Genomic DNA, 17,706 nt, shown 5'->3' with positions numbered 1-17,706 from the left:
TCCCGCCGCCGGTCAGCACGTGTGGGAATGGTTCGTCTATCTCGACCGAAAGCGCTTCCATAACGGCTACGCATATATGCCCATAAGTCATCTCGAAATCGACGCTTGGGCACGGCTGCACGGTGAAACACCAGCAGCGTGGGAACTGCGAGCCTTGAGCGCCATGGATATCGAAAAGATGCTTCTGCTCAACGCGTCAGATGACGAGAGCAAGGACGTCGTGTCGTCGAGACCGATGTCTATGGAGCTGTTCGACGCGTTGTTTTAATGAAATCGAGCGGTCCTTAGGAATTACCGAACACTTGCCAAAGGCCAGTTTTCTCTAATTCATTCTTTGTAAAATCACCCATATTAACCCTGCGAATGCATAAGCCAAGATCATGAGCGGTTACATCAGATACCTGAGATGGCTGGGTAATGGGCTGTTTTGCATGTTCAGCAACGACATCATTCACGATCTTGAAGCATCTATCAGCCGCTAGGCTCTCAACTCGTCTTGAATCTTCGCGGTTCTGAGACAAGGACGTTGATTGTTGATTTTCTTGGTACTCGCTCCAAGCGTAATACCCGCCGCCCGCTATCACTACCATGCAGGCAGCTGCAATCAATGTTTTGAGCCAGTTATCCATCAACCCCTCCACAATCGGTCCGGACGATATATCTCCGACTCGCAAGGATCAATCCCATGACTATTGCTTCTCTGGGACTTGCTGTTGATTCATCTCCAGCAGTTCGTGCTGCTGTCGATCTGGACAAATTGACGACGGCTGCGGTTAGCACTGAAACTGCTGTCAACAAGTTGGGAACGAGTGCGCCTGCAGCGTTGGCAAAGGTGGCGGCCGGGACAGGTCCGATAACGCAAAAACTGCGCGAGGCTGCAAACGATGCTGAAAGCTTCGCAGCCCGCGTCAATCGGGCGCTCAACGTGAGAACCGATTTCGGTGGAATGGCACGCGGTGCCGAAATTGAGGCCTACGGGCGCCAATTGGATGGTTTGCGGGCCAAGTTCAATCCTTTGTTCGCTTCCGTCCAGCAATACAAAGTGGCGCAAGCAGAGATAAGGCAGGCTCACTTAGTCGGTGCGATCTCTGCGAATGAGATGACTGCTGCCCTTTCGCGGCAGAGACAGGCTGCGCTGGCGAGTATCGACGCCCTTAAGCAACGCAATGCCGTGATTTCTGATACGCCAATGCAAAGATCGGTGAGCAGCACGTTCAATACATCTAACATCGCTGCTCAGTTTCAGGATATCGGCGTTACCGCTGCCATGGGCATGTCCCCGTTACAGATTGCGCTTCAGCAGGGTACGCAGCTATCAGCAGTTTTCAACGACATTAAAGCCAAGGGGCAGAGCATTGGCCCGGCCTTGGTGACATCATTTAGCTCTATAATTAGCCCTGTATCACTTATTACAGTAGGTCTAATCGCTGCAGGTGTCGCTGCCGCCCAGTTCGCATTCGAGTTTCTGCAGGGAAGCGACAAGACGGCTGAAGCCTTGGAAAAAGAAGCGGCTCTTATCCAATCAGTCGCCAACAAATGGAATGAGGCGCTTCCAGCCCTCACGGCTTATGCAAACGAGAGGCAGCGCATCGCAGATCAGAAAGATATCTCAGACGCGACTAATGCTGCTGTAGACGACAGATTTGGTGCCGCAAAGGAACAGGTTGGGGGCATTGCTTCCGCTCTTGAGGATGCAGAAAGTCAACTGAGAAGCTTTGGGCAAAGATCAACAGATATCCAAAAAATCAGAGATGAATTCTCGATGCTTGATAAAGCTGTAAGAGAAAACAAAGGTGCCACCGAAGAAGCAATTAGAATAGGAGTGGCGCTTTCAGCCCATTTCAACCAGACACAAATTCCGGCGCTTGATGATCTGGCAAAAAGGTTTTTTGCTCTGGCCGGCGCAATCAGTGTTGCCAATTCAGAAGCGACAAAACTCAGCGCTGAGGCGTTACTACATGATGCGAGTAAAAACGTTCTCCCCACTCTTGGGACACTTTCTCCGGTTCTGAGTGCAGGTGGCGGTTTCATCGATGAGGCCGAGCTACAAAAACGGAGGGCGGACGCTGCAAAGTCAAAGTACGAAATTGAACAGGAAAAGCTGGAACGTCAGCGTAGTCGGGTGTCACCAGGAGAACGTGCAGCTCAGAGAGAAGCAAACGCTTACCGCGATCTGATAAAATCTGTCGATGACCGAATAGGCCAGATGGAACTTGAGGCACAGCTTGTTGGTAAAACCGGTGTAGAGGCGGATACACTCCGCTTGCGTTTGGAACTGCTTCAAAGCGCTGAAGACAAGGGCAGACACGCCAGCCCAGCACAGGTCAAAGAGATCGAGAGCAAGGTTGCTGCCTATCGAAAACTGGCAGAAGCAACTGCAAAAGCCACGCTGGAAGCAGAACTTCAGTTCGAGCGCGAGCAGATGTTCAGGTCGGACATTGACCAAACAATCGCGTCAAGACTTAAGGATGCCGGGCTGCCGATAGACTTTGACTCCGTGCAAGCCGGTCTGATCCGGACGAACGAACAATTGAAAGAAGCGCGCGCCTTGGCAGGTGACTTCGCCAGCACGTTTATTCAGGGCATTGAGAGCGGTAAATCTGTGTTTGAAAGCCTTGGCGATGCTGCCCTGTCTGTTCTCGACCGCATTACCGATAAGTTGCTCAATGACGTCCTCAATGCCTTATTCGAAGTCAACAATGCAGGATCTGCAGGAGGTGGGGGAGGTATCTTTGGCTCAATCCTTGGTGCTCTTGGTTTAGGCGGTGGCGGCAGTTATGGGAAAGGCTACTTTCCTCCGGCGCCATCCATGAGCGGAAGAGGGCTTTACGCCAATGGAGATGCCTTCCCTAATGGCATCAGTGGTTTCTCCAATTCCATCGTGAATAGCCCGACCCTGTTCAAGTTTGCGAAGGGTACGGGGATGATGGGTGAAGCAGGACCGGAAGCTATCATGCCACTCAAGAGGGACAGTGCAGGGCGTTTGGGTGTGTCTGCTCAAACGGGTAGCCCTGCCAACAACAATCGCCCGCAGGAAGTCACCCTTCGTATTCTCAATGAAGAAGGGCCGATGTTCCGCACCACGATCCGGGCTGAAAGTGAAGAAGTCTCGGTCAAGGTTGTTCAGCAGAACAATGAAAACCAGAAAAACTACAAGCAGAACGGCGGCGAATAATGGCTACTCTGATTTCTTTGCCATCGGTTGGCTATGTCGAGTGCGACTTCAAGTCAGTCCGCCCACGTGATACCAACCGCATGGAAGGCAGGCGCACTGAAGCACAGACATTTGGTACGCCTTACTGGACAGCAAGCTATCGCGCCGGTGCCTTGACTAAGGTGCAGGAAGGGCTTGTGCGTGGTTTCATGATGCAAGCCGGTGATGATGGTGAAGTCTTCGCTGCATACGATGCTTGGCGGCCACGACCGATAGCATATGCGGAGGGAAACTACTTTCCCGGAGTAAACTTCGGCAACTTGATGTCAAACGGCGGATTTGAAACCGGGGCTTCCTCACCATGGGCATTCAGTGCAGGCGTTACCATCAATTCATCAATCGGTCATACTGGCTCTTATTGCATGCAATTGGACAAAGGCACGTCTGGCATAGGTAATGGTACACAGCGTGCTGCCAACCAGTTGGTCACGAATAACATCATTGCAGGAAAGCAATACCGGCTTGGCGCTTGGGTGATGGGTAATGTAAACTCATTGGCTGGTGCGTATCTCTCGATTGAATGGCGCACTGCGGCAAATGCTATCATTTCAACGTCTCCTATCGTGACAAACGCAGGCTTTACGACGGCGTGGCAATTCCTGTCAGGGACGGCTGTTGCGCCAGCCAACGCAGCCAGAGCAGTGGTGTATGCTACTCTGGCGACTACCGGCGCAGCACAAATTATGTTTATGGATGATTTCACCTTTGGACGATATGAATCGTTCGTTGGTTCTGGCGTTTTGCAGGCAATCACAAACGCCTTCACCATCGTCGTCAATGGGCTGCCAGATGGCTTCAAACTATCGGTTGGTGATTATGTTGAAATCCGTAAATCGCTGACTGTGAGATCACTTCACCTCATAACGGAAGATGCGATTGCCAACAGTAGCGGTGTCGTAACGTTGAAGATCAAGTACGCTCTCGATCTGCAAACCTTCACGTTGCCTTGCACCGTACACTTCGAAAAGGCGTCCTGCCTCATGCAAATTGATCCGGGTTCCTATGCCGGACCAAAGTCGTGGGCAAGCCGTGAGCCAAGTTTCGCTGCTACTGAGGTATTCTTCTCATGAGTGTTGTGCTTGATCCCGCTGTCAATGCTGCAGTCGAGTCCGGCCAAATTCGTCGTCTCGATCTCATCCGCTTCGACTTGCCGGGAAAGACTATCGGATACCACCGGGGAGGAAGGCCATTCACCTATAACGGTCTGGTCTATCTGCCTAATCGCTTTCTTTCAGCCGGATCAATGAACAGTGCGCTCGGCGTGGCAGTTACTACCAGGACGATCACGTTCTCCAATGTTCCAATCGCCGATCCAAACGACGCCATAGCGAAGATTGAGGAATACAATTATCCGAACGCTCCGGTCATTATTGCCCATCTTTGCGGCGATCCTGCAACTGATGAGGTCTTGGGTGTTCTGGCATCAAGCCTCTATGAGATCGACAAGGTTTCCTACAACAAGGGCGCTGTTGATGCGAACGGGGAGCGTTCACTGACCCTCTCCATAGACCTTCAACCGCCGGGGCGATCTGCTCGCGGCTCTACTCAAGTGAAACGCTCTCAGGAAGAGCAGCAGTTCGATAACTCGCTGACCGACACATGCTTAGAATATGCATCTGTCACAGGCAGCCAGCCTATCGAATGGGGCCAAAAGACAGGCTGATCCATGACCAGATTCGAGATTGTCGAGGCTACGCTTACAGCGGAGCTAGCGAAGCCGTATGCGTTTGGCATTGCCGACTGCTTCTTTCTTGGAATCGCCATGCTCGATGCGCTGTCCGGTTCGGACAACCGCAAGAAGTTCGCCAAGGCATATCGGACCATGGCGGGCGCGCAGCGAGCATTGCGGCGCAGAGGGCATACTTCTCTCGTTCCACTGTTTGAAACGCTCACCGAACGCTGTGCGCCGGCTGAAGCGCGTCTTGGCGATATCGTCATCCTTCAGCTTGGTCCGCATGAGCATGTCGGCATATGCCTCGGCTCGCGCTTCATCACCAAGATTGAGATTGGCCAGTCCTACCACAACCTGACTGACTGCATCGCAGCGTTCCGCGCAGGATAATCATTCATGCCCATTTTTTCGGCTATTGGCGCTGCGATTGCTGGCGCGCTTTTTGCTGGCTCTACGCTTGCAGCAACACTGATATCCTCGGCACTCGCTTTCGGTGCGCGCCTTGCAGTCAGTTATCTAAACCGGCCGAAGAAGCGTAAGTATTCCGCTGTTCAAGGAGAAATTCAGTACGGTGCTGATGTTCCCGTTGGAGCGATGTATGGCACCGGCAAAGTCAAAGGCCATCGCGCCTATTATGCCAAATGGGGCAAAGGCAACAAGTTCAATGGCGACGTTTATATCCTTTCAAACGGATGGTGTGACGGGCTTGAGGGACTGTATTTTTATGGCGAAAAGCAGACCCTTGTTCCTCAACCTGTAGAAGGCGGGGAGGTTGCTCGTTACTATGTCGAGGACTTCGGCAACAACCTGACGATCCGTTTTTATGACGGGCGTCCGGGGCAGCCGGTTGATACCAAGCTTGTCAATGATACCAATGATCTTGGCCGTAAGTGGAAGGCGACAAGTGTTTGCGCAGGCCTGTGCTATGTTGTTGTCGAGCGCGAATACGATAATCGCTTCGAAAAAGGCCAGCCAGAGTTCGAGTTCGTGCTTCGCGGGCTTCGGCTTTATGACCCGCGCAAGGATAGCACTGTTGCCGGAGGTTCTGGCGCCCATCGTTTGGACAATCCTGCGACTTGGCAGTTCAGCAAGAATCCCGCCCTGCAACGCTTTAATTATCAGCTCGGTCTGAAAGGTTTAATCTCCGGCCGCACATTGATTGGTGAGGGCAAGTCACTCGGTCAGCTTGATTTGTCGTCATATTTCGCTGCGATGAACGTCTGCGACACTATCAGGAAGGGAAAGCCAACCTACCAGAGCGCCATCTACGTTCAGGGCGATGATGATCATACAGAAATCCTGAAGGAATTTGACGATGCCATGGCAGGGTATGGCCTGAATCGTCGTGGCCTTTCGGGCGTTATTCCGGGTGCGCCCCAAATACCTGTCCTGGAAATTACTGCCGCTGATATCCCGATAGACCGTGCTCAGGAACTCAGCCTGCGCAAGTCGGCCTTCGACATGTTCAACATGATGTCGGGCCAGTTCACCTCCATTGAAAGCAACTGGAGCGCCGAGAGCCTAAAGCCGATTGTCGTCAACGCGGATATTGCGACAGATGGAAGGCGACGCCAGACCAGCAATGATTTTCTGCAGGTCTCTGATCCGGATATTGCTCAATACCTGCTCAATATTCGCTACCGCCAGAACAGAAAAGGCGGCCAAGCTACGGTTCCGGTCAGCCGCCGTGTAGGACTGAAAGTACAGGAAGGTGAATGGGTTACATTCCAAAGTAAATCTTGGCTGATAACAGAATGGCGATGTGACGAACGTTTCCAGTTCACGCTTCTCCTTTCCGAAACTGGCGCAGATATCTATGCGGATGGCAATATTGAGCCTGGCCCTGTCATCATCCCGCCTTCACCGCCAATCAATCCTTCCATCCTGACAACGGTACAAGGCTGGGCTGTCGAGGTAGGCATACAAGAGGGCGAGGACGGCTTTGAACGTCCGACGCTTCGTTTTGGTTGGACACCGCCCCAAGACCCAACGATCATTGCCGTTCGCTTTTTCTATCGCGTGGCAGGCACGACGGAAGAGTTTGAAGACCAGACCGGATTGCCGGAAAAAGGCGTTTACACAACTGCGAAGAATGTTCAGTCCGGCGTGTTCTATGAGGCACGGGCAACGATTGAGACGGTACCTGATCGTTTCAAAACATTCACGCCTTGGCTGACCACTGCGACAAAGACCAGCCGCGAAACGGTATATCTGCCAGGCATGGTTGACGACACCATTGCCAAGTTAACGCAAAAGCTCGACTGGATCGGCAAATCCCTGCGTGTTGCATCCGATGCGAGACAGCAGATAATGTCGCTGATCGCGGAGTCCGGTGCACAATCGGCAGAGGATTTCAAAGCAGTTCAGGCCAAGGTCGGAAACTTTGCAGCGTCGTTCCGTCAGCAGATCAGCGCAGTGGCTACCCAGAGCGCAGCAGCGGCACTCAGCATTACTGAGCTGACGGCAAGAATGAATGATCCGCAAACGGGTCTTCAAGCGCTTGCTGCCATCACGAACACGCTCTCGACAACAGTCAGTACAATCGACGGTGAACTGACTGCTGTTACCAATCGCGTTGATGTCAATGAAGCGCGTGTAGGGAATGTTTACGCCAACGGCATCTTTCGCGCCGAACAGGTTGCAACGCAGTCCGGTGCACTTTCCACCATGGGACTGAGCGTATCGGCATCAGCCGGAGGTGTTACTAGTCAAGCAGCGGCCTTCCTGAGTGCACTTGCCGGAGGAATGAGCGAATTTCTGGTCAATGCAGATCGTTTTGCCGTCATCAGCGGATCGGCGAAAAAGTATCCGTTGATCTTTCAAGCCGGTGTGCTTTACCTCAATGATGTTCGCGCAAACATGCTGTCGGCGATCTCGTCCACGCTTGGCAACGTGGATATCAGCAATGCGATCATTGGCAATCTCATCGTCGGCACTTCAAACCTTGGCTTTCGTGCGGTGACGGCAAATGCCGATTATTCTCTAGCGCAGCAAACAAATGGCAACAACAACGCAGGCTGGACCACGGTTGCGGGTTCGACAATCGTTACCCAGAATCCTGAACAGACCCCGGTGTTTTGTGAGTATGGCCTATTCACGTTCGTTAGAGCAGCTACTGGCTCGATATCATTTGCGAAAGTTCGCTGACGTCATGTTCAATCCGGCGAAATCCTGAAATCTATCGACAACACAGTTGCAGCGTCTGGCGGTGGTGCCGTTGAACGAACGATAAACGACGCCGGATTCTTTCTACACACCACACCAGCACTGGGCACAAATACCTACATTCTTGAATATCAAAACCAAACCAACACCGTGGGTGCAACTGTCCTAAGCGCCTACGTCAAATCCGTCTGGTGGAAAAAGTAACACCACAACTCTTAGAAAATTCCACTGCAGCCCGTGAAAGCGGGAAGGAGAGAACATGACTGTTGAAACGACAAACGAAGCCGGAACGCTCGAAGCCATTGCCGAAGCGATGGCACCGAAGGAGCCGGATATCCTGCCGATTGACCATGCCGAAGAACTGATGGCGGTGAAGATGTTCTATGAAACCCGCACCATTGGACTTCGGGCAGCATTGCGCCGCGAACAGCAGAAGAATGCGGAACTTCTGGAATCCAACAAGCAGCTACAGGAGCGGGTGGAAGCGGCAGAGAAGAATTTGGATGAGGTTCGCGAGGACGTCGCAAAGCTGACCCCTTCGAAACCCGGAAAGGCAAACTGATGGCGGAAGACACAGACATCGTTGCCGGGACCGTATCAGTCACAACCGGCACCAAGAATGTAACCGGCGTTGGCACGTTCTGGCTCACTGATGGCATCCAGCCCGGTGATACTTTCGGCAGTGACGGTTATACCCGTGCCCGTATTGATACGGTGAACAGCAATACGTCCATCACCCTGAAGGACAACTGGCGTGGTCCGACACTGCCTGCCGGTTCGGCTTATTGGATTAGGTGGCAGGGTGACAATTCCCGTTATGGCGTCCTGCTTGGCCAAGTGCGCAAGATGCTCAGCCAGGCAAGCGTTGCCGCCTTGGCCGCATTGAATGGTGCGCCGAACAAGCTCACGATGTTCACGGATGCAACCACCATGGGGCTGGTTGACTATATACCGCCACAAGCGAACGGGTTTGACATTACGGCTGGTCGTTCCGTGCTTGTCGAGGGTGCACTGGCGGCGTCACTGTCACGGTTTGGCGGTTATTATCCAACGGCAGCGGATGCCAATCTCAACAATGCTGTAGCAGGTGATTCCGGCCTGTACGGGACGGCAGTTGCAGGAACGCCGACGATCCCGGGCGTTTCGTTCTTCCACGTGATGACACAAGCAATTTACGTTGGAAACAATGCTCTTCACCAGATCGCCAGAGCTTATTTCGGAACGACTGCGCTGCCCTACGTTCTCGTTAGAACCAAGGGCGTGACCGATGCGACATGGTCCGCGTGGGCTTCGGCAAGTTCAGTGGCTGGCAATAATGCAAATGGATACTTCATAAGGTTCTCCGATGGCGTTCAGATTTGCTGGGGTGGCGGTGTCATCAGCGCGGCTGGCAATGCGGTCACGAGTGGCGTGTTTACCTATCCTGCTGCATTTGTTGCTGGAGCTGTTGGGCTCCGATCCAATGTCGCATGCGTGACCAGTGATCCGAGAGCGTTCATGGTTTCTCCGGGCGGCGCAAATGCAACAAGCATCACCATTTATTGCGGTCGGACGGCAGCGGGTGCGACCGTGGATATCGCTGTGTCTTATTGTTCAATTGGAAGGTGGTACTGATGAAAATAACATTTTCACCCATCGTCATGGATGCCACTCTCACTTTGAGCAAATCCGGTGACATTCTCACCATCAACGGCGAACAGTTCGATTTTACCGATTTGCCGGATGGAGGAACAATCCCTTCAGGCATCATCCCGTGTGATTTCATCTGCGGTGAAGTCTCGCGCATCAACGGCAAGATCAATCTTACCCTTGCGCTTCCTCATGGTCTCAATCCTTCCCAGCACGTCGCTTACCCACGCTGCATCAGGGATGCGGCTGACGGTGACATTGCTGTCCCGCATGATCCGGTGATTGAAGAGCCGCCCATGCCGACAAGGGAAGAATGGGAAGCGATGTACCCAAAGGTTCAGGTGGGGGAACAAACCGATGTGGAAGATTGATCCTGCAACTGTCGTCACCAAGGAAATGAAAACGACTGCCTTGGTGCCGGATCGTGTCACGCGCCGCCAGTTCCGCCTGCAGCTCATCGATGCCGGGCTCCTTGATCAAGTTGGGGGCTGGATTGCCACGCAGGACGAGCGGACAAAAGCTGCCTATGCCGACAGTGGAACGTTCCTGCGCACAGACGAAATGCTGCAGCAAGGCTTTGCGGCATTGGGCTTTGCCCTTGAACAGGTCGATCAGTTCTTCACCGATGCTGCCAAGCTGTGACGGGAGGTTTGATGAAAACCCTTCAGGAAGTCAAAAACTGGATTTCTGCTGTCGCTTACAGCGTTGCCGATACAATGGATCAAACCGGCATTACCGCCGCTTCCTATGATCGGCTTGGTTCAGTCGAAATCATCCGCAACGGTATGGCTAAAACTATCTTTTATGATGTTGTTGAAGGCAAAGCGCAAAACTCCCTCAGTCAGGAATTGCTTGACTGGATAGAGGCTGGCAACGAAATCAAACCATTTGATACGGCGTTGTTAGTAGAAGAAGCGTGGCAGGCGCTGCGAGCAAGGCGAAATGCCATCCTTGCAGAAACTGACTGGACGCAAATGCCTGATGCTCCGGTTGATACAGCGAAGTGGGCCGCATACCGGCAAGCGCTTCGCGACATGACCAATGGATTGGAAGACCCCACCATGGTCATCTGGCCGGTGCGGCCTTAGTTTACTGCGACCCTGCCTAATCGATAGAGCGCTTTTGGACTTTCAACAATGTTATGAGACCTAGGAACAAAACTGCGATAACGCACGCGAACGCTACTAATATTTCCATATATATCCCCTGAGTTTCTTCAGTTCTCTGGTTATTATTTTTGGCATTCCTGATCTTGGGGAGTCGAGTGCAGAAAGAGCACACCGACCAAATGTTATCCCAGCGCCGATAAAGGGCTAGTTAAGTCAGCGCTGGGAAGGTGCCATTCTATAGGGTGGCATAGACCAGTTAAACCCACTTGTAGGACAAGTGCAATTCATCATGCATAGTTAAATGTGTTGAGGGTGGCTCGAGGCTCGCTATCGTGCAGAACCCCGAGCCGTGCTGAAACTCCCATATCAGCAGCAACAATTTGGAGTACAGATTGAGGCAGAACAATACACACTTCGATCTAGCAACTTATTGCACATCTTTATGAGCTGGTACTCGATATCCATGCTCATGCCTTTCAGAACACGCGCGACCGGCAACAATCGATACCACCGACAGCGCAGCGACGATCAGTAAATAGGGCCATACGCTTGTAAGATAGGGTCTGTCCTTCTCATCGGTCATGACATTCACCTCCGATAATGAGGTTATACGTCTAAACTGAAACTTCAGATTAAAGTGAGGCCTGACGCCCTTCGTCATTGGAGTGATGTAACGGCGTCAGGACCTCTGCCGACACGTATCTACCCATGCCAGCCTCGTATTAACTCGCGCTGGCTCTCTCATGTTCCATATCTTTGAGGAAATCATCATGACAACGATTCTGGATAACCAGAAGCGCCTGACAGCGCTTGGCATTGACGTAGGCGTGCTGGATGGCAAGGCCGGACAGAAGTATCACGATGGCGTGGCTCTTGCTTTGGATCGACTCAAAGTGCCGGTTGCCACAATACCGCCTGTAGACAGCAAGTCGCCAGTTACTGCCCAGCCCAAAGCCACCCGTGCTATCAACGAAATCATCATCCATTGCACTGCCACGCCAGAGGGCAGTGATGTTTCGGTTGAGACAATCCGGGGCTGGCACAAGGCGCAGGGCTGGAAGGACATTGGCTATCACTACGTTGTTCTGCTTGATGGGACCGTTCAGCCAGGACGGCCGGAAGCGCAGATTGGCTCACATGTAGCGGGTCATAACACCGGCACGCTTGGCATCGTGTATGTCGGCGGCGTCGCGAAGGACGGCAAGACAGCCAAGGACACGCGCACGCCAGCCCAGAAAGCCGCGTTGATCGCGACGGTAAAGGCGCTGATCTCCAAATATCCCGCGATCAAGAAAGTCACCGGCCACAAGCAATACGCCGCCAAGGCGTGTCCCTCATTCGACGTTCGCAAGGACGCTCTCGGATCAATCATCTAATCCTCGAAGGAAATTCCCATGGACAAGACTGTCATCTTCAACACCGTCGTTCTGCCAATGGTTCGGCACTTCCTGCAAATCCTCTCCGGCTATCTCGTCGCAAGCGGCGGGCTTGATCAGGCCAATGCTGAGAATCTTACTGGCGCCTTCCTCGCGATCATCTCTGTGGGCTGGTGGTACTACACCAAAAACTCCACCAAGGCGCTCACTGCTGCTGCCCAGATTGATGCGAAAGTGCCGCCAAGTGTAAGCGTACAGATCAAGACGCCGGCCGGAATTCCCGACATAACAATACCCGCAGCGAAATAGCATTCCAGCATTGCGATAGGACAGGGCATGCCAATGGACAAAGACGCGGCTGCAGTACAGCGCTGGATTCAGCTACCAGACAAAACCAAGAGGTTCTTCGAACAGCTTGAAGAGAAGAACATCGACACTTTGGAAGTGGTAGCTGAAGCGCCAGCAGAGGATGTCACCGAAATCTTTGTCATGGTTCGCAATGCCAAGGTGATCGGCAAGTTCTTCAAATGGCTCATCGTGGGCGTACTCGGGATATTCCTGGGAACCATCATGTTCTGGGAAGGAATGTTGAAGGTGTTCGCATGGTTCAAGATCTGAAATCAATGAGCATGTGGGCAAAGGGGGCGATGACACTGTTTGCAGCCTTTGCCATCTACGGGGCGGTCAGTCTCGGGATAATGGTCGCTGATCGCCAGCCACCGATATTTTACATCAAAGCATCTGCGCTTTCGGTATCAGTCCCACAGGGCGGAACCATTGAGGTGGAATTTGAAGTCGAGCGGTCCCGGATTTGTTCATCAACCGTAAAGCGCTGGCTGGTGGATTCGGCAGGCACTCGTCATTCAATAACGAACTTCACTGTCGGCTCCAATCTTAAGAAGGGGCGAGAAGTCTATCAGCGCAGCATTACTATCCCAGCCAACGCTGCCGTTGGAACCGCCTATTATGAGGTGAAGCTGGAGTTTGCTTGCAATGTCATTCAGAGATTGGGCTGGACTGTGAAGGTAAATGCCCCACACATAAAATTCGAGATAACCCCGAGCACATCACTCGTGCCGTTTCAGCCGCCCGTTTTTGAAAGTATGGATTGAGGTATAGCCATCCATGTTATAGCTCAACCATCCATGCCAAGCATACATGTTATGAGTCCCCGGTGTCCTGACGGATGCCGGGGCTTTTTTAAGTGATCTGAGTAATGGGGGATTTCGACTATTTCTTATCAGCCTGAATTAAAGAGAGCATGCCAGCATTTTGACGTTCGACCGCGCTGACTTCACGACCTAGGTGGTCTCGCAGTACTTCAAAAGAAAACGACAGTGAATCCTCCGATTCTAATTCCGGCAAGCGCCCGTTATCCACGAGCTTTCGCCAAGCATTGTAAAGAAGGCCTGGTCGCTCAATCGGGATCACATCATCCAATGGCTCCTTGTTAAGTTCTTTTCTTTTGGTCATCTGAATTCGAAACGAAACATACTGGTTGTCATCGATCACGCCGATATCTCGAGCGCGATGAGCAATTGATTGCATCGAAACTAGCCACCGCTGTTTCAGCCCTTTCAGATGGCTCGCTCGAAGTGAGTAAAACTCCCTCAAAAGAGCTGTTTTAGGCACCAAAAAAGCCCCAGCGAACCAGTTGGCTTCACGTTCGATCCTTAACCGAGTACTTTTCGACTCCATATCATCTAACGTAATATCTCGATGAAGGATCAAATGGCCCAGCTCGTGGGCAGCATCAAATCTTGACCGCACTGCCGAGCCCTTCTCAGACCCTAAGATGATGAAAGGTGTTGATTCAATCCAACACGAAAATGCGTCAATCTTTTCGGAAGCCATACCAAAGCGTCCAACAATGACACCTTGAGATTCCAATAGTGCAACCATATTATTTATGGGACCGTCACCCAAAGCCCAGTGCCGACGTGTTCTCGCGGCAATATATTCCACTTGTTCAAGAGAGAACTCTCCATCGGGCTCTACGTCATTAAACAAAGGCACATTAGGCGCTGGAAGCCGAATGCCCGCACCCAAAAGTGTATCAACAAACTCGCTCAACCAATTGGTGCGAACGTCCAATGCCATATTCACTTTGTTGCTTTTTGGACCGACACTTCTGAAGAAACGCACTTTTTTCTTTTGCAACTTGTTAGAAGTTTCCTTGAAGAAAAAAGATACCGGTTGTTTTAAAACAGATGATAGTTGCATGAGGGTGTTCATGTCGGGTCGGCGGTCGCCATTTTCATAATACCCAACGGCGGTCCCGCTCACGTTTAATTCCCGTGCTACATCCGACCTAGAGAGTTGAAGTGCAATCCGTGCATCCGCAATGCGCTGAGGAACCACGCCTGCAGTACGATCAGGAAACTGGAAAACGTTCTCGTTCATCGTGAATCCCGAATCGTCTTTATAATTTCCTCTACAAGTTCTGCATCGGGCGACTCCGTAGGGCCTTCACCGACGTTGGCAGTTGATCCCGCATTAATTGTATGTGGAACTTTCAACAAGTTCTCTGTCCACCAAATCAATCGGTTTTGAGACGGGTGCGGGACTGAGAGATTTGCAAAACGCAAGTCACCATGCCCATGGAGCAACAAAATATGCTTTTTGTCTTGATTGTCATCGTGCTCCCTGTTCCATTCAGCAAAAAGATACCGTGTATTGGGAACAGCGAATTGGTCGCGGAAGATAGCACGCCTAGGTTTTTGGTGAGGATAATCTACCTGGTTTAAAGTGATCTGAGCAGACGGCGATTTCATAACGAGATGCTTACCTGTGGGGCTGGCGTAGTCCTCCCAGCACGGATCAAACGGTAATTGGCCTTCTCGGATAAGCTTATAAAACTCAAACTCCGCAGCGAGTACTACCAAGTCGCCACGTTGAAATTTACCGCTGGGTGTACTCAAGAATTCAAGCTTCTCGAAAGCTTGATCAGCACTTGCGTACGCGCGCTTCAAAGCCGCCGGAACTAATGGACGATAAATGGAAGGAAATTCTTCATCAACTAAGTCTTGGGCAGGATTAGTAGCGGTTGCCATGCAAATCTCCAAAAACACACTTTACAACAAATACGAGTATTTTTGGAAAAAAGTCAACACATATGATCTGTATGATTTTAATTTTAAACTGATATCCACTGTCTCTTTGCGCGCCGCTCTGTCCTTCGGAATGTACTGCATTCGACTTGAGGCGTTCTCCTAAATTTTTTTTTGCCGAAGTCCTTGAATTCGATTTGGCCAAAACTAAATCATTTTGCGTCGATCGCTCAAGTAGGATCGAAACCGCTGGAGGCGTCAACTTCGGCGTCTCAGCGTCATGTTGCTTCAAGGAGGATATGGCAATGACAGCAAATTCAAATTTCGCACCACTGTTCCGGTCAAGCGTTGGTTTCGACCGGGTTTTCAATCTCTTGGAAAACGCTCAGCGTGCAAGGTCGATAAGCGACTGGCCGCCTTACGACATTGCGAAAACGGGTGAAGACACCTACAGGATCACGGTCGCTGTGGCGGGCTTCTCACAGGACGATCTGGATTTGACGTATCAATCCAATCTCCTAACGGTCACCGGGAAGAAGGAAGAGTCACAACAGTCCGAGTATCTTCACCGAGGCATTGCTGGACGCCCGTTTGAGCACAGGTTTGAGCTCGCTGATCACGTGCGTGTAACCGGTGCAGGGCTTGAGAATGGTCTGCTATCAATTGAGTTGATCCGAGAGGTTCCAGAAGCCATGAAACCGCGCAAGATTTCAATTGGCACAGAGGAAACCGTCTCGGCATCGAAGGGGGTGGCGAAGTCAAAACATCAAGAGGCGGCCTAATATCAGCAACCGGGGAGGGCGCTAATTGCGCCTTCCTTTTTATAAAGGGAACAATTGTCATGATGGAGAAGTATTTCATGAGGCCCGTTTCCGTCTTGGTTGGCCTTGGCGTACCCGTAGACATCACCTCTGTTTTGGACGCCTACCAGTTGTTGAATGACTGGCCAGTTCATAGCCGGGATATTTCACACAGCATAGCTTTGAATGCTTGCAAAGGCGTGCTGACAGGGGAGATTGAAACTGAAACAGCTCGCGGGCTTTTTATGGCTTTCGCGAAAAAACATGACTTGCTTGCACCTGAAACTATCCCCGTCTTGAGGCATCGTCACGGCGGAGGAAGTCTGCGCGCACAGTGACCCAGTAGCCCCGGCGTCTTCACGGATGCCGGGGTTATTTTCCGTTTACGCCCCTACGCCGCATTTTGCCCTTGCGCCACTTTTCAGGCCCGCGACGGCATTGCCAAATAAGCTGCGAATTAATATGACGGCGGCATGAAGAACTTCAATATAACGAAAGCCGATAGCACGCACAAATTGTGGCTTATCGAGCACGATCTACACCTTGGATCGAGCGTTGCATTTTCCACTCCGAATACGTCCTTGCCCTGAATTCAAACGAGCCAATCGGTTTTCTTCGGTACAGTTGGTTCTGGGGTAAAATCCCCTACATGGAAATGATCTTTGTCACTCCCGAGCTCAGACGCAGCGGAATAGGGAGGCAAATGCTTCAGCATTGGGAAACGCTTATGCTTGCAAATGGGGCAGATGTTCTCATGACATCGAGTGTGATTGACGAGCCTGAGCCACAAGCGTGGCACAAGTCCAATGGTTTCCAGCTACAAGGCGCTATTTCTCTCGGCAGCTTTCAACCAGAAAGCGAAGTTTTTTTTATCAAAAGTCTATCGCAATAATCGCTGCGTATCGATTCTTAGAACCAATCAGCGCCGCTCTTTCCTTCGGGATGGGCGGCGCTTTTTGCATGATTGTGGAGAACCGCTTAGAATCTGTAACGTATGCCTATCGTATTGGCGTTCGAAGTTTCGCCCATGTCGCCGAATGTGCCGCCACCGCCTGAACGATGGTGCAACTGCCAGGTCAGTTCGAGATTGGGTTCTCCACGCCAGCGGAAAGACAGCTCCGGCCCCAAAAAACCGATAAAGGTGGCATTGCCATCGTAGCGCTCCTCTCGCCCTTTTTCGATTTCCGTCTTACCCGTCACGGCACTCAAGCCAGCAGTGAAGGCTGGAGAAATCAGCAGGTCGCCGATGACAAGACCTTGGTGCTTGAGGCGGGCACCAGCCCAAACCTCTGCAGAAGTATCATCATCCTCACCGAAGCGAATTGCTGCGCCGGCCACGCCACCAAGCAGAAAGCCTGCGCCAAGATCAAAGACATCGCGGCCATAAGTTGCGCCTATAATATAGTTCGATGTGTAGTCAGTGGTGAACACGCGCAGAGCGCCGCCTGCCGTGTCGGTGGTAAAAGCACCACCGAAAAGCGTGACATCGTTCTTGGTGGGTTGTTGTCCGGGCTTCAGGAATGGATCCGAAGTGGCAAAATATACGAAGGGTTCGGCCTTCGGTTTGGTTGATACATCAGCCGCGAGAGCGTTGTTAAGCGGTATCAATACAAGCGTTGAGAAGTAGGCGATTTGCTTGAACGCTTTGAAATTCATTTGCGGAACCCCAAGATAGAAATGTGTGTGCGAAT

21 protein-coding genes and 2 pseudogenes are annotated in these 17,706 nt (G+C 51.7%); 19 read left to right on the top strand and 4 right to left on the bottom strand.

Going from position 1 to position 17,706, the window contains the following annotated elements; all coding sequences use genetic code 11:
- Positions 1 to 76: 76 nt before the first annotated feature.
- Positions 77 to 268: a hypothetical protein gene (locus tag PMI41_RS09120; protein WP_157179347.1), complete on the top strand. Its 192-nt coding sequence runs from the start codon at positions 77 to 79 to the stop codon at positions 266 to 268.
- 16 nt (positions 269 to 284) lie between these two features.
- Here PMI41_RS09120 and PMI41_RS09115 read toward each other — a convergent pair whose 3' ends face one another.
- Entirely contained in the window at positions 285 to 629 is a 345-nt protein-coding gene (locus tag PMI41_RS09115) for a hypothetical protein (RefSeq protein ID WP_008123999.1), read from the bottom strand.
- 56 nt (positions 630 to 685) lie between these two features.
- Between PMI41_RS09115 and PMI41_RS09110 the strand changes: the two genes are divergently transcribed.
- The 15 genes and pseudogenes from PMI41_RS09110 (at position 686) to PMI41_RS09040 (ending at position 13,277) form a co-directional block, all read left to right on the top strand.
- Complete coding sequence (locus PMI41_RS09110) at positions 686 to 3,175, top strand: phage tail length tape measure family protein (RefSeq protein WP_008123997.1); 2,490 nt, start codon at positions 686 to 688, stop codon at positions 3,173 to 3,175.
- Positions 3,175 to 3,861: pseudogene (locus PMI41_RS25630) on the top strand (carbohydrate binding domain-containing protein); the annotation flags it as partial. The gene PMI41_RS09110 and the pseudogene PMI41_RS25630, both read left to right, overlap by 1 nt.
- A 72-nt stretch (positions 3,862 to 3,933) precedes the next feature.
- A pseudogene (locus PMI41_RS25625) lies at positions 3,934 to 4,284 on the top strand (hypothetical protein); the annotation flags it as partial.
- Positions 4,281 to 4,877 carry a DUF2163 domain-containing protein gene (locus tag PMI41_RS09095; protein ID WP_008123993.1) on the top strand — a complete coding sequence of 199 codons (597 nt, stop codon included), beginning with the start codon at positions 4,281 to 4,283 and terminating at the stop codon, positions 4,875 to 4,877. The pseudogene PMI41_RS25625 and the gene PMI41_RS09095, both read left to right, overlap by 4 nt.
- A 3-nt stretch (positions 4,878 to 4,880) precedes the next feature.
- The gene (locus tag PMI41_RS09090; RefSeq protein ID WP_008123991.1) at positions 4,881 to 5,276 is read left to right on the top strand and encodes a hypothetical protein; all 396 of its coding nucleotides are present in this window, start codon (positions 4,881 to 4,883) and stop codon (positions 5,274 to 5,276) included.
- Positions 5,277 to 5,282: 6 nt separating this feature from the next.
- Positions 5,283 to 8,033 carry a hypothetical protein gene (locus tag PMI41_RS09085; protein WP_008123989.1) on the top strand — a complete coding sequence of 917 codons (2,751 nt, stop codon included), beginning with the start codon at positions 5,283 to 5,285 and terminating at the stop codon, positions 8,031 to 8,033.
- Positions 8,034 to 8,310: 277 nt separating this feature from the next.
- Positions 8,311 to 8,613, top strand: coding sequence for a hypothetical protein (locus PMI41_RS09080; RefSeq protein ID WP_008123987.1), 303 nt, complete (start codon positions 8,311 to 8,313; stop codon positions 8,611 to 8,613).
- Positions 8,613 to 9,665 carry a hypothetical protein gene (locus tag PMI41_RS09075; protein ID WP_008123984.1) on the top strand — a complete coding sequence of 351 codons (1,053 nt, stop codon included), beginning with the start codon at positions 8,613 to 8,615 and terminating at the stop codon, positions 9,663 to 9,665. Before PMI41_RS09080 ends, PMI41_RS09075 begins: the two co-directional genes overlap by 1 nt.
- A complete protein-coding gene (locus PMI41_RS09070) occupies positions 9,665 to 10,051 on the top strand; it encodes a hypothetical protein (protein WP_008123982.1) in 387 nt (128 codons plus the stop codon). Before PMI41_RS09075 ends, PMI41_RS09070 begins: the two co-directional genes overlap by 1 nt.
- Positions 10,038 to 10,322: a hypothetical protein gene (locus tag PMI41_RS09065; protein WP_008123980.1), complete on the top strand. Its 285-nt coding sequence runs from the start codon at positions 10,038 to 10,040 to the stop codon at positions 10,320 to 10,322. The genes PMI41_RS09070 and PMI41_RS09065 overlap by 14 nt, the downstream gene beginning before the upstream one ends.
- A gap of 11 nt (positions 10,323 to 10,333) precedes the next feature.
- Positions 10,334 to 10,768, top strand: coding sequence for a tail fiber assembly protein (locus tag PMI41_RS09060; RefSeq protein WP_008123978.1), 435 nt, complete (start codon positions 10,334 to 10,336; stop codon positions 10,766 to 10,768).
- A gap of 791 nt (positions 10,769 to 11,559) precedes the next feature.
- The gene (locus PMI41_RS09055) at positions 11,560 to 12,165 is read left to right on the top strand and encodes an N-acetylmuramoyl-L-alanine amidase (RefSeq protein WP_008123976.1); all 606 of its coding nucleotides are present in this window, start codon (positions 11,560 to 11,562) and stop codon (positions 12,163 to 12,165) included.
- An 18-nt stretch (positions 12,166 to 12,183) separates the two neighbouring features.
- The gene (locus PMI41_RS09050) at positions 12,184 to 12,474 is read left to right on the top strand and encodes a hypothetical protein (protein ID WP_008123975.1); all 291 of its coding nucleotides are present in this window, start codon (positions 12,184 to 12,186) and stop codon (positions 12,472 to 12,474) included.
- Positions 12,475 to 12,507: 33 nt separating this feature from the next.
- Positions 12,508 to 12,783 (top strand): hypothetical protein, encoded by a 276-nt coding sequence (locus tag PMI41_RS09045; protein WP_157179346.1) that lies wholly within the window; start codon positions 12,508 to 12,510, stop codon positions 12,781 to 12,783.
- Positions 12,768 to 13,277: a hypothetical protein gene (locus tag PMI41_RS09040; RefSeq protein WP_008123973.1), complete on the top strand. Its 510-nt coding sequence runs from the start codon at positions 12,768 to 12,770 to the stop codon at positions 13,275 to 13,277. Before PMI41_RS09045 ends, PMI41_RS09040 begins: the two co-directional genes overlap by 16 nt.
- 118 nt (positions 13,278 to 13,395) lie before the next feature.
- On the opposite strand, the gene PMI41_RS09035 is transcribed toward PMI41_RS09040, so the two are convergent.
- A complete protein-coding gene (locus PMI41_RS09035; protein ID WP_008123972.1) occupies positions 13,396 to 14,568 on the bottom strand; it encodes an XRE family transcriptional regulator in 1,173 nt (390 codons plus the stop codon).
- Positions 14,565 to 15,218 carry a hypothetical protein gene (locus PMI41_RS09030; RefSeq protein WP_008123971.1) on the bottom strand — a complete coding sequence of 218 codons (654 nt, stop codon included), beginning with the start codon at positions 15,216 to 15,218 and terminating at the stop codon, positions 14,565 to 14,567. Before PMI41_RS09030 ends, PMI41_RS09035 begins: the two co-directional genes overlap by 4 nt.
- A gap of 302 nt (positions 15,219 to 15,520) precedes the next feature.
- Here PMI41_RS09030 and PMI41_RS09025 point away from each other — a divergent pair, with 302 nt between their 5' ends.
- The 3 genes from PMI41_RS09025 (at position 15,521) to PMI41_RS09015 (ending at position 16,907) form a co-directional block, all read left to right on the top strand.
- Complete coding sequence (locus PMI41_RS09025) at positions 15,521 to 15,997, top strand: Hsp20 family protein (RefSeq protein ID WP_008123968.1); 477 nt, start codon at positions 15,521 to 15,523, stop codon at positions 15,995 to 15,997.
- Positions 15,998 to 16,056: 59 nt separating this feature from the next.
- Positions 16,057 to 16,353, top strand: a complete 297-nt coding sequence (locus tag PMI41_RS09020) for a DUF982 domain-containing protein (RefSeq protein ID WP_052025860.1) — start codon at positions 16,057 to 16,059, stop codon at positions 16,351 to 16,353.
- 179 nt (positions 16,354 to 16,532) lie between these two features.
- Entirely contained in the window at positions 16,533 to 16,907 is a 375-nt protein-coding gene (locus tag PMI41_RS09015) for a GNAT family N-acetyltransferase (protein ID WP_244423918.1), read from the top strand.
- Positions 16,908 to 16,993: 86 nt separating this feature from the next.
- Here PMI41_RS09015 and PMI41_RS09010 read toward each other — a convergent pair whose 3' ends face one another.
- Positions 16,994 to 17,671 (bottom strand): hypothetical protein, encoded by a 678-nt coding sequence (locus tag PMI41_RS09010; protein ID WP_052025859.1) that lies wholly within the window; start codon positions 17,669 to 17,671, stop codon positions 16,994 to 16,996.
- Between the last annotated feature and the right edge of the window lie 35 nt (positions 17,672 to 17,706).

Origin of the sequence: Phyllobacterium sp. YR531 (genome assembly GCF_000282595.1) — a bacterium.
Taxonomy (GTDB): Bacteria; Pseudomonadota; Alphaproteobacteria; order Rhizobiales; family Rhizobiaceae; genus Phyllobacterium.
The sequence above is the reverse complement of the archived record's forward strand: the minus strand, read 5'-3'. Positions and strand labels throughout refer to the sequence as shown.

Excerpts from the sequence above, each read along its gene's own strand:
- PMI41_RS09090 (WP_008123991.1), top strand. The coding sequence starts at position 4,881 with ATGACCAGATTCGAGATTGTCGAGGCTACGCTTACAGCGGAGCTAGCG.
- PMI41_RS09075 (WP_008123984.1), top strand. The coding sequence starts at position 8,613 with ATGGCGGAAGACACAGACATCGTTGCCGGGACCGTATCAGTCACAACC.
- PMI41_RS09040 (WP_008123973.1), top strand. The coding sequence starts at position 12,768 with ATGGTTCAAGATCTGAAATCAATGAGCATGTGGGCAAAGGGGGCGATG.
- PMI41_RS09085 (WP_008123989.1), top strand. The coding sequence starts at position 5,283 with ATGCCCATTTTTTCGGCTATTGGCGCTGCGATTGCTGGCGCGCTTTTT.
- PMI41_RS09070 (WP_008123982.1), top strand. The coding sequence starts at position 9,665 with ATGAAAATAACATTTTCACCCATCGTCATGGATGCCACTCTCACTTTG.
- PMI41_RS09095 (WP_008123993.1), top strand. The coding sequence starts at position 4,281 with ATGAGTGTTGTGCTTGATCCCGCTGTCAATGCTGCAGTCGAGTCCGGC.
- PMI41_RS09035 (WP_008123972.1), bottom strand. The coding sequence starts at position 14,568 with ATGAACGAGAACGTTTTCCAGTTTCCTGATCGTACTGCAGGCGTGGTT.
- PMI41_RS09010 (WP_052025859.1), bottom strand. The coding sequence starts at position 17,671 with ATGAATTTCAAAGCGTTCAAGCAAATCGCCTACTTCTCAACGCTTGTA.
- PMI41_RS09050 (WP_008123975.1), top strand. The coding sequence starts at position 12,184 with ATGGACAAGACTGTCATCTTCAACACCGTCGTTCTGCCAATGGTTCGG.
- PMI41_RS09025 (WP_008123968.1), top strand. The coding sequence starts at position 15,521 with ATGACAGCAAATTCAAATTTCGCACCACTGTTCCGGTCAAGCGTTGGT.
- PMI41_RS09080 (WP_008123987.1), top strand. The coding sequence starts at position 8,311 with ATGACTGTTGAAACGACAAACGAAGCCGGAACGCTCGAAGCCATTGCC.
- PMI41_RS09120 (WP_157179347.1), top strand. The coding sequence starts at position 77 with ATGCCCATAAGTCATCTCGAAATCGACGCTTGGGCACGGCTGCACGGT.
- PMI41_RS09115 (WP_008123999.1), bottom strand. The coding sequence starts at position 629 with ATGGATAACTGGCTCAAAACATTGATTGCAGCTGCCTGCATGGTAGTG.
- PMI41_RS09065 (WP_008123980.1), top strand. The coding sequence starts at position 10,038 with ATGTGGAAGATTGATCCTGCAACTGTCGTCACCAAGGAAATGAAAACG.
- PMI41_RS09055 (WP_008123976.1), top strand. The coding sequence starts at position 11,560 with ATGACAACGATTCTGGATAACCAGAAGCGCCTGACAGCGCTTGGCATT.
- PMI41_RS09110 (WP_008123997.1), top strand. The coding sequence starts at position 686 with ATGACTATTGCTTCTCTGGGACTTGCTGTTGATTCATCTCCAGCAGTT.
- PMI41_RS09060 (WP_008123978.1), top strand. The coding sequence starts at position 10,334 with ATGAAAACCCTTCAGGAAGTCAAAAACTGGATTTCTGCTGTCGCTTAC.
- PMI41_RS09020 (WP_052025860.1), top strand. The coding sequence starts at position 16,057 with ATGATGGAGAAGTATTTCATGAGGCCCGTTTCCGTCTTGGTTGGCCTT.
- PMI41_RS09045 (WP_157179346.1), top strand. The coding sequence starts at position 12,508 with ATGGACAAAGACGCGGCTGCAGTACAGCGCTGGATTCAGCTACCAGAC.
- PMI41_RS09030 (WP_008123971.1), bottom strand. The coding sequence starts at position 15,218 with ATGGCAACCGCTACTAATCCTGCCCAAGACTTAGTTGATGAAGAATTT.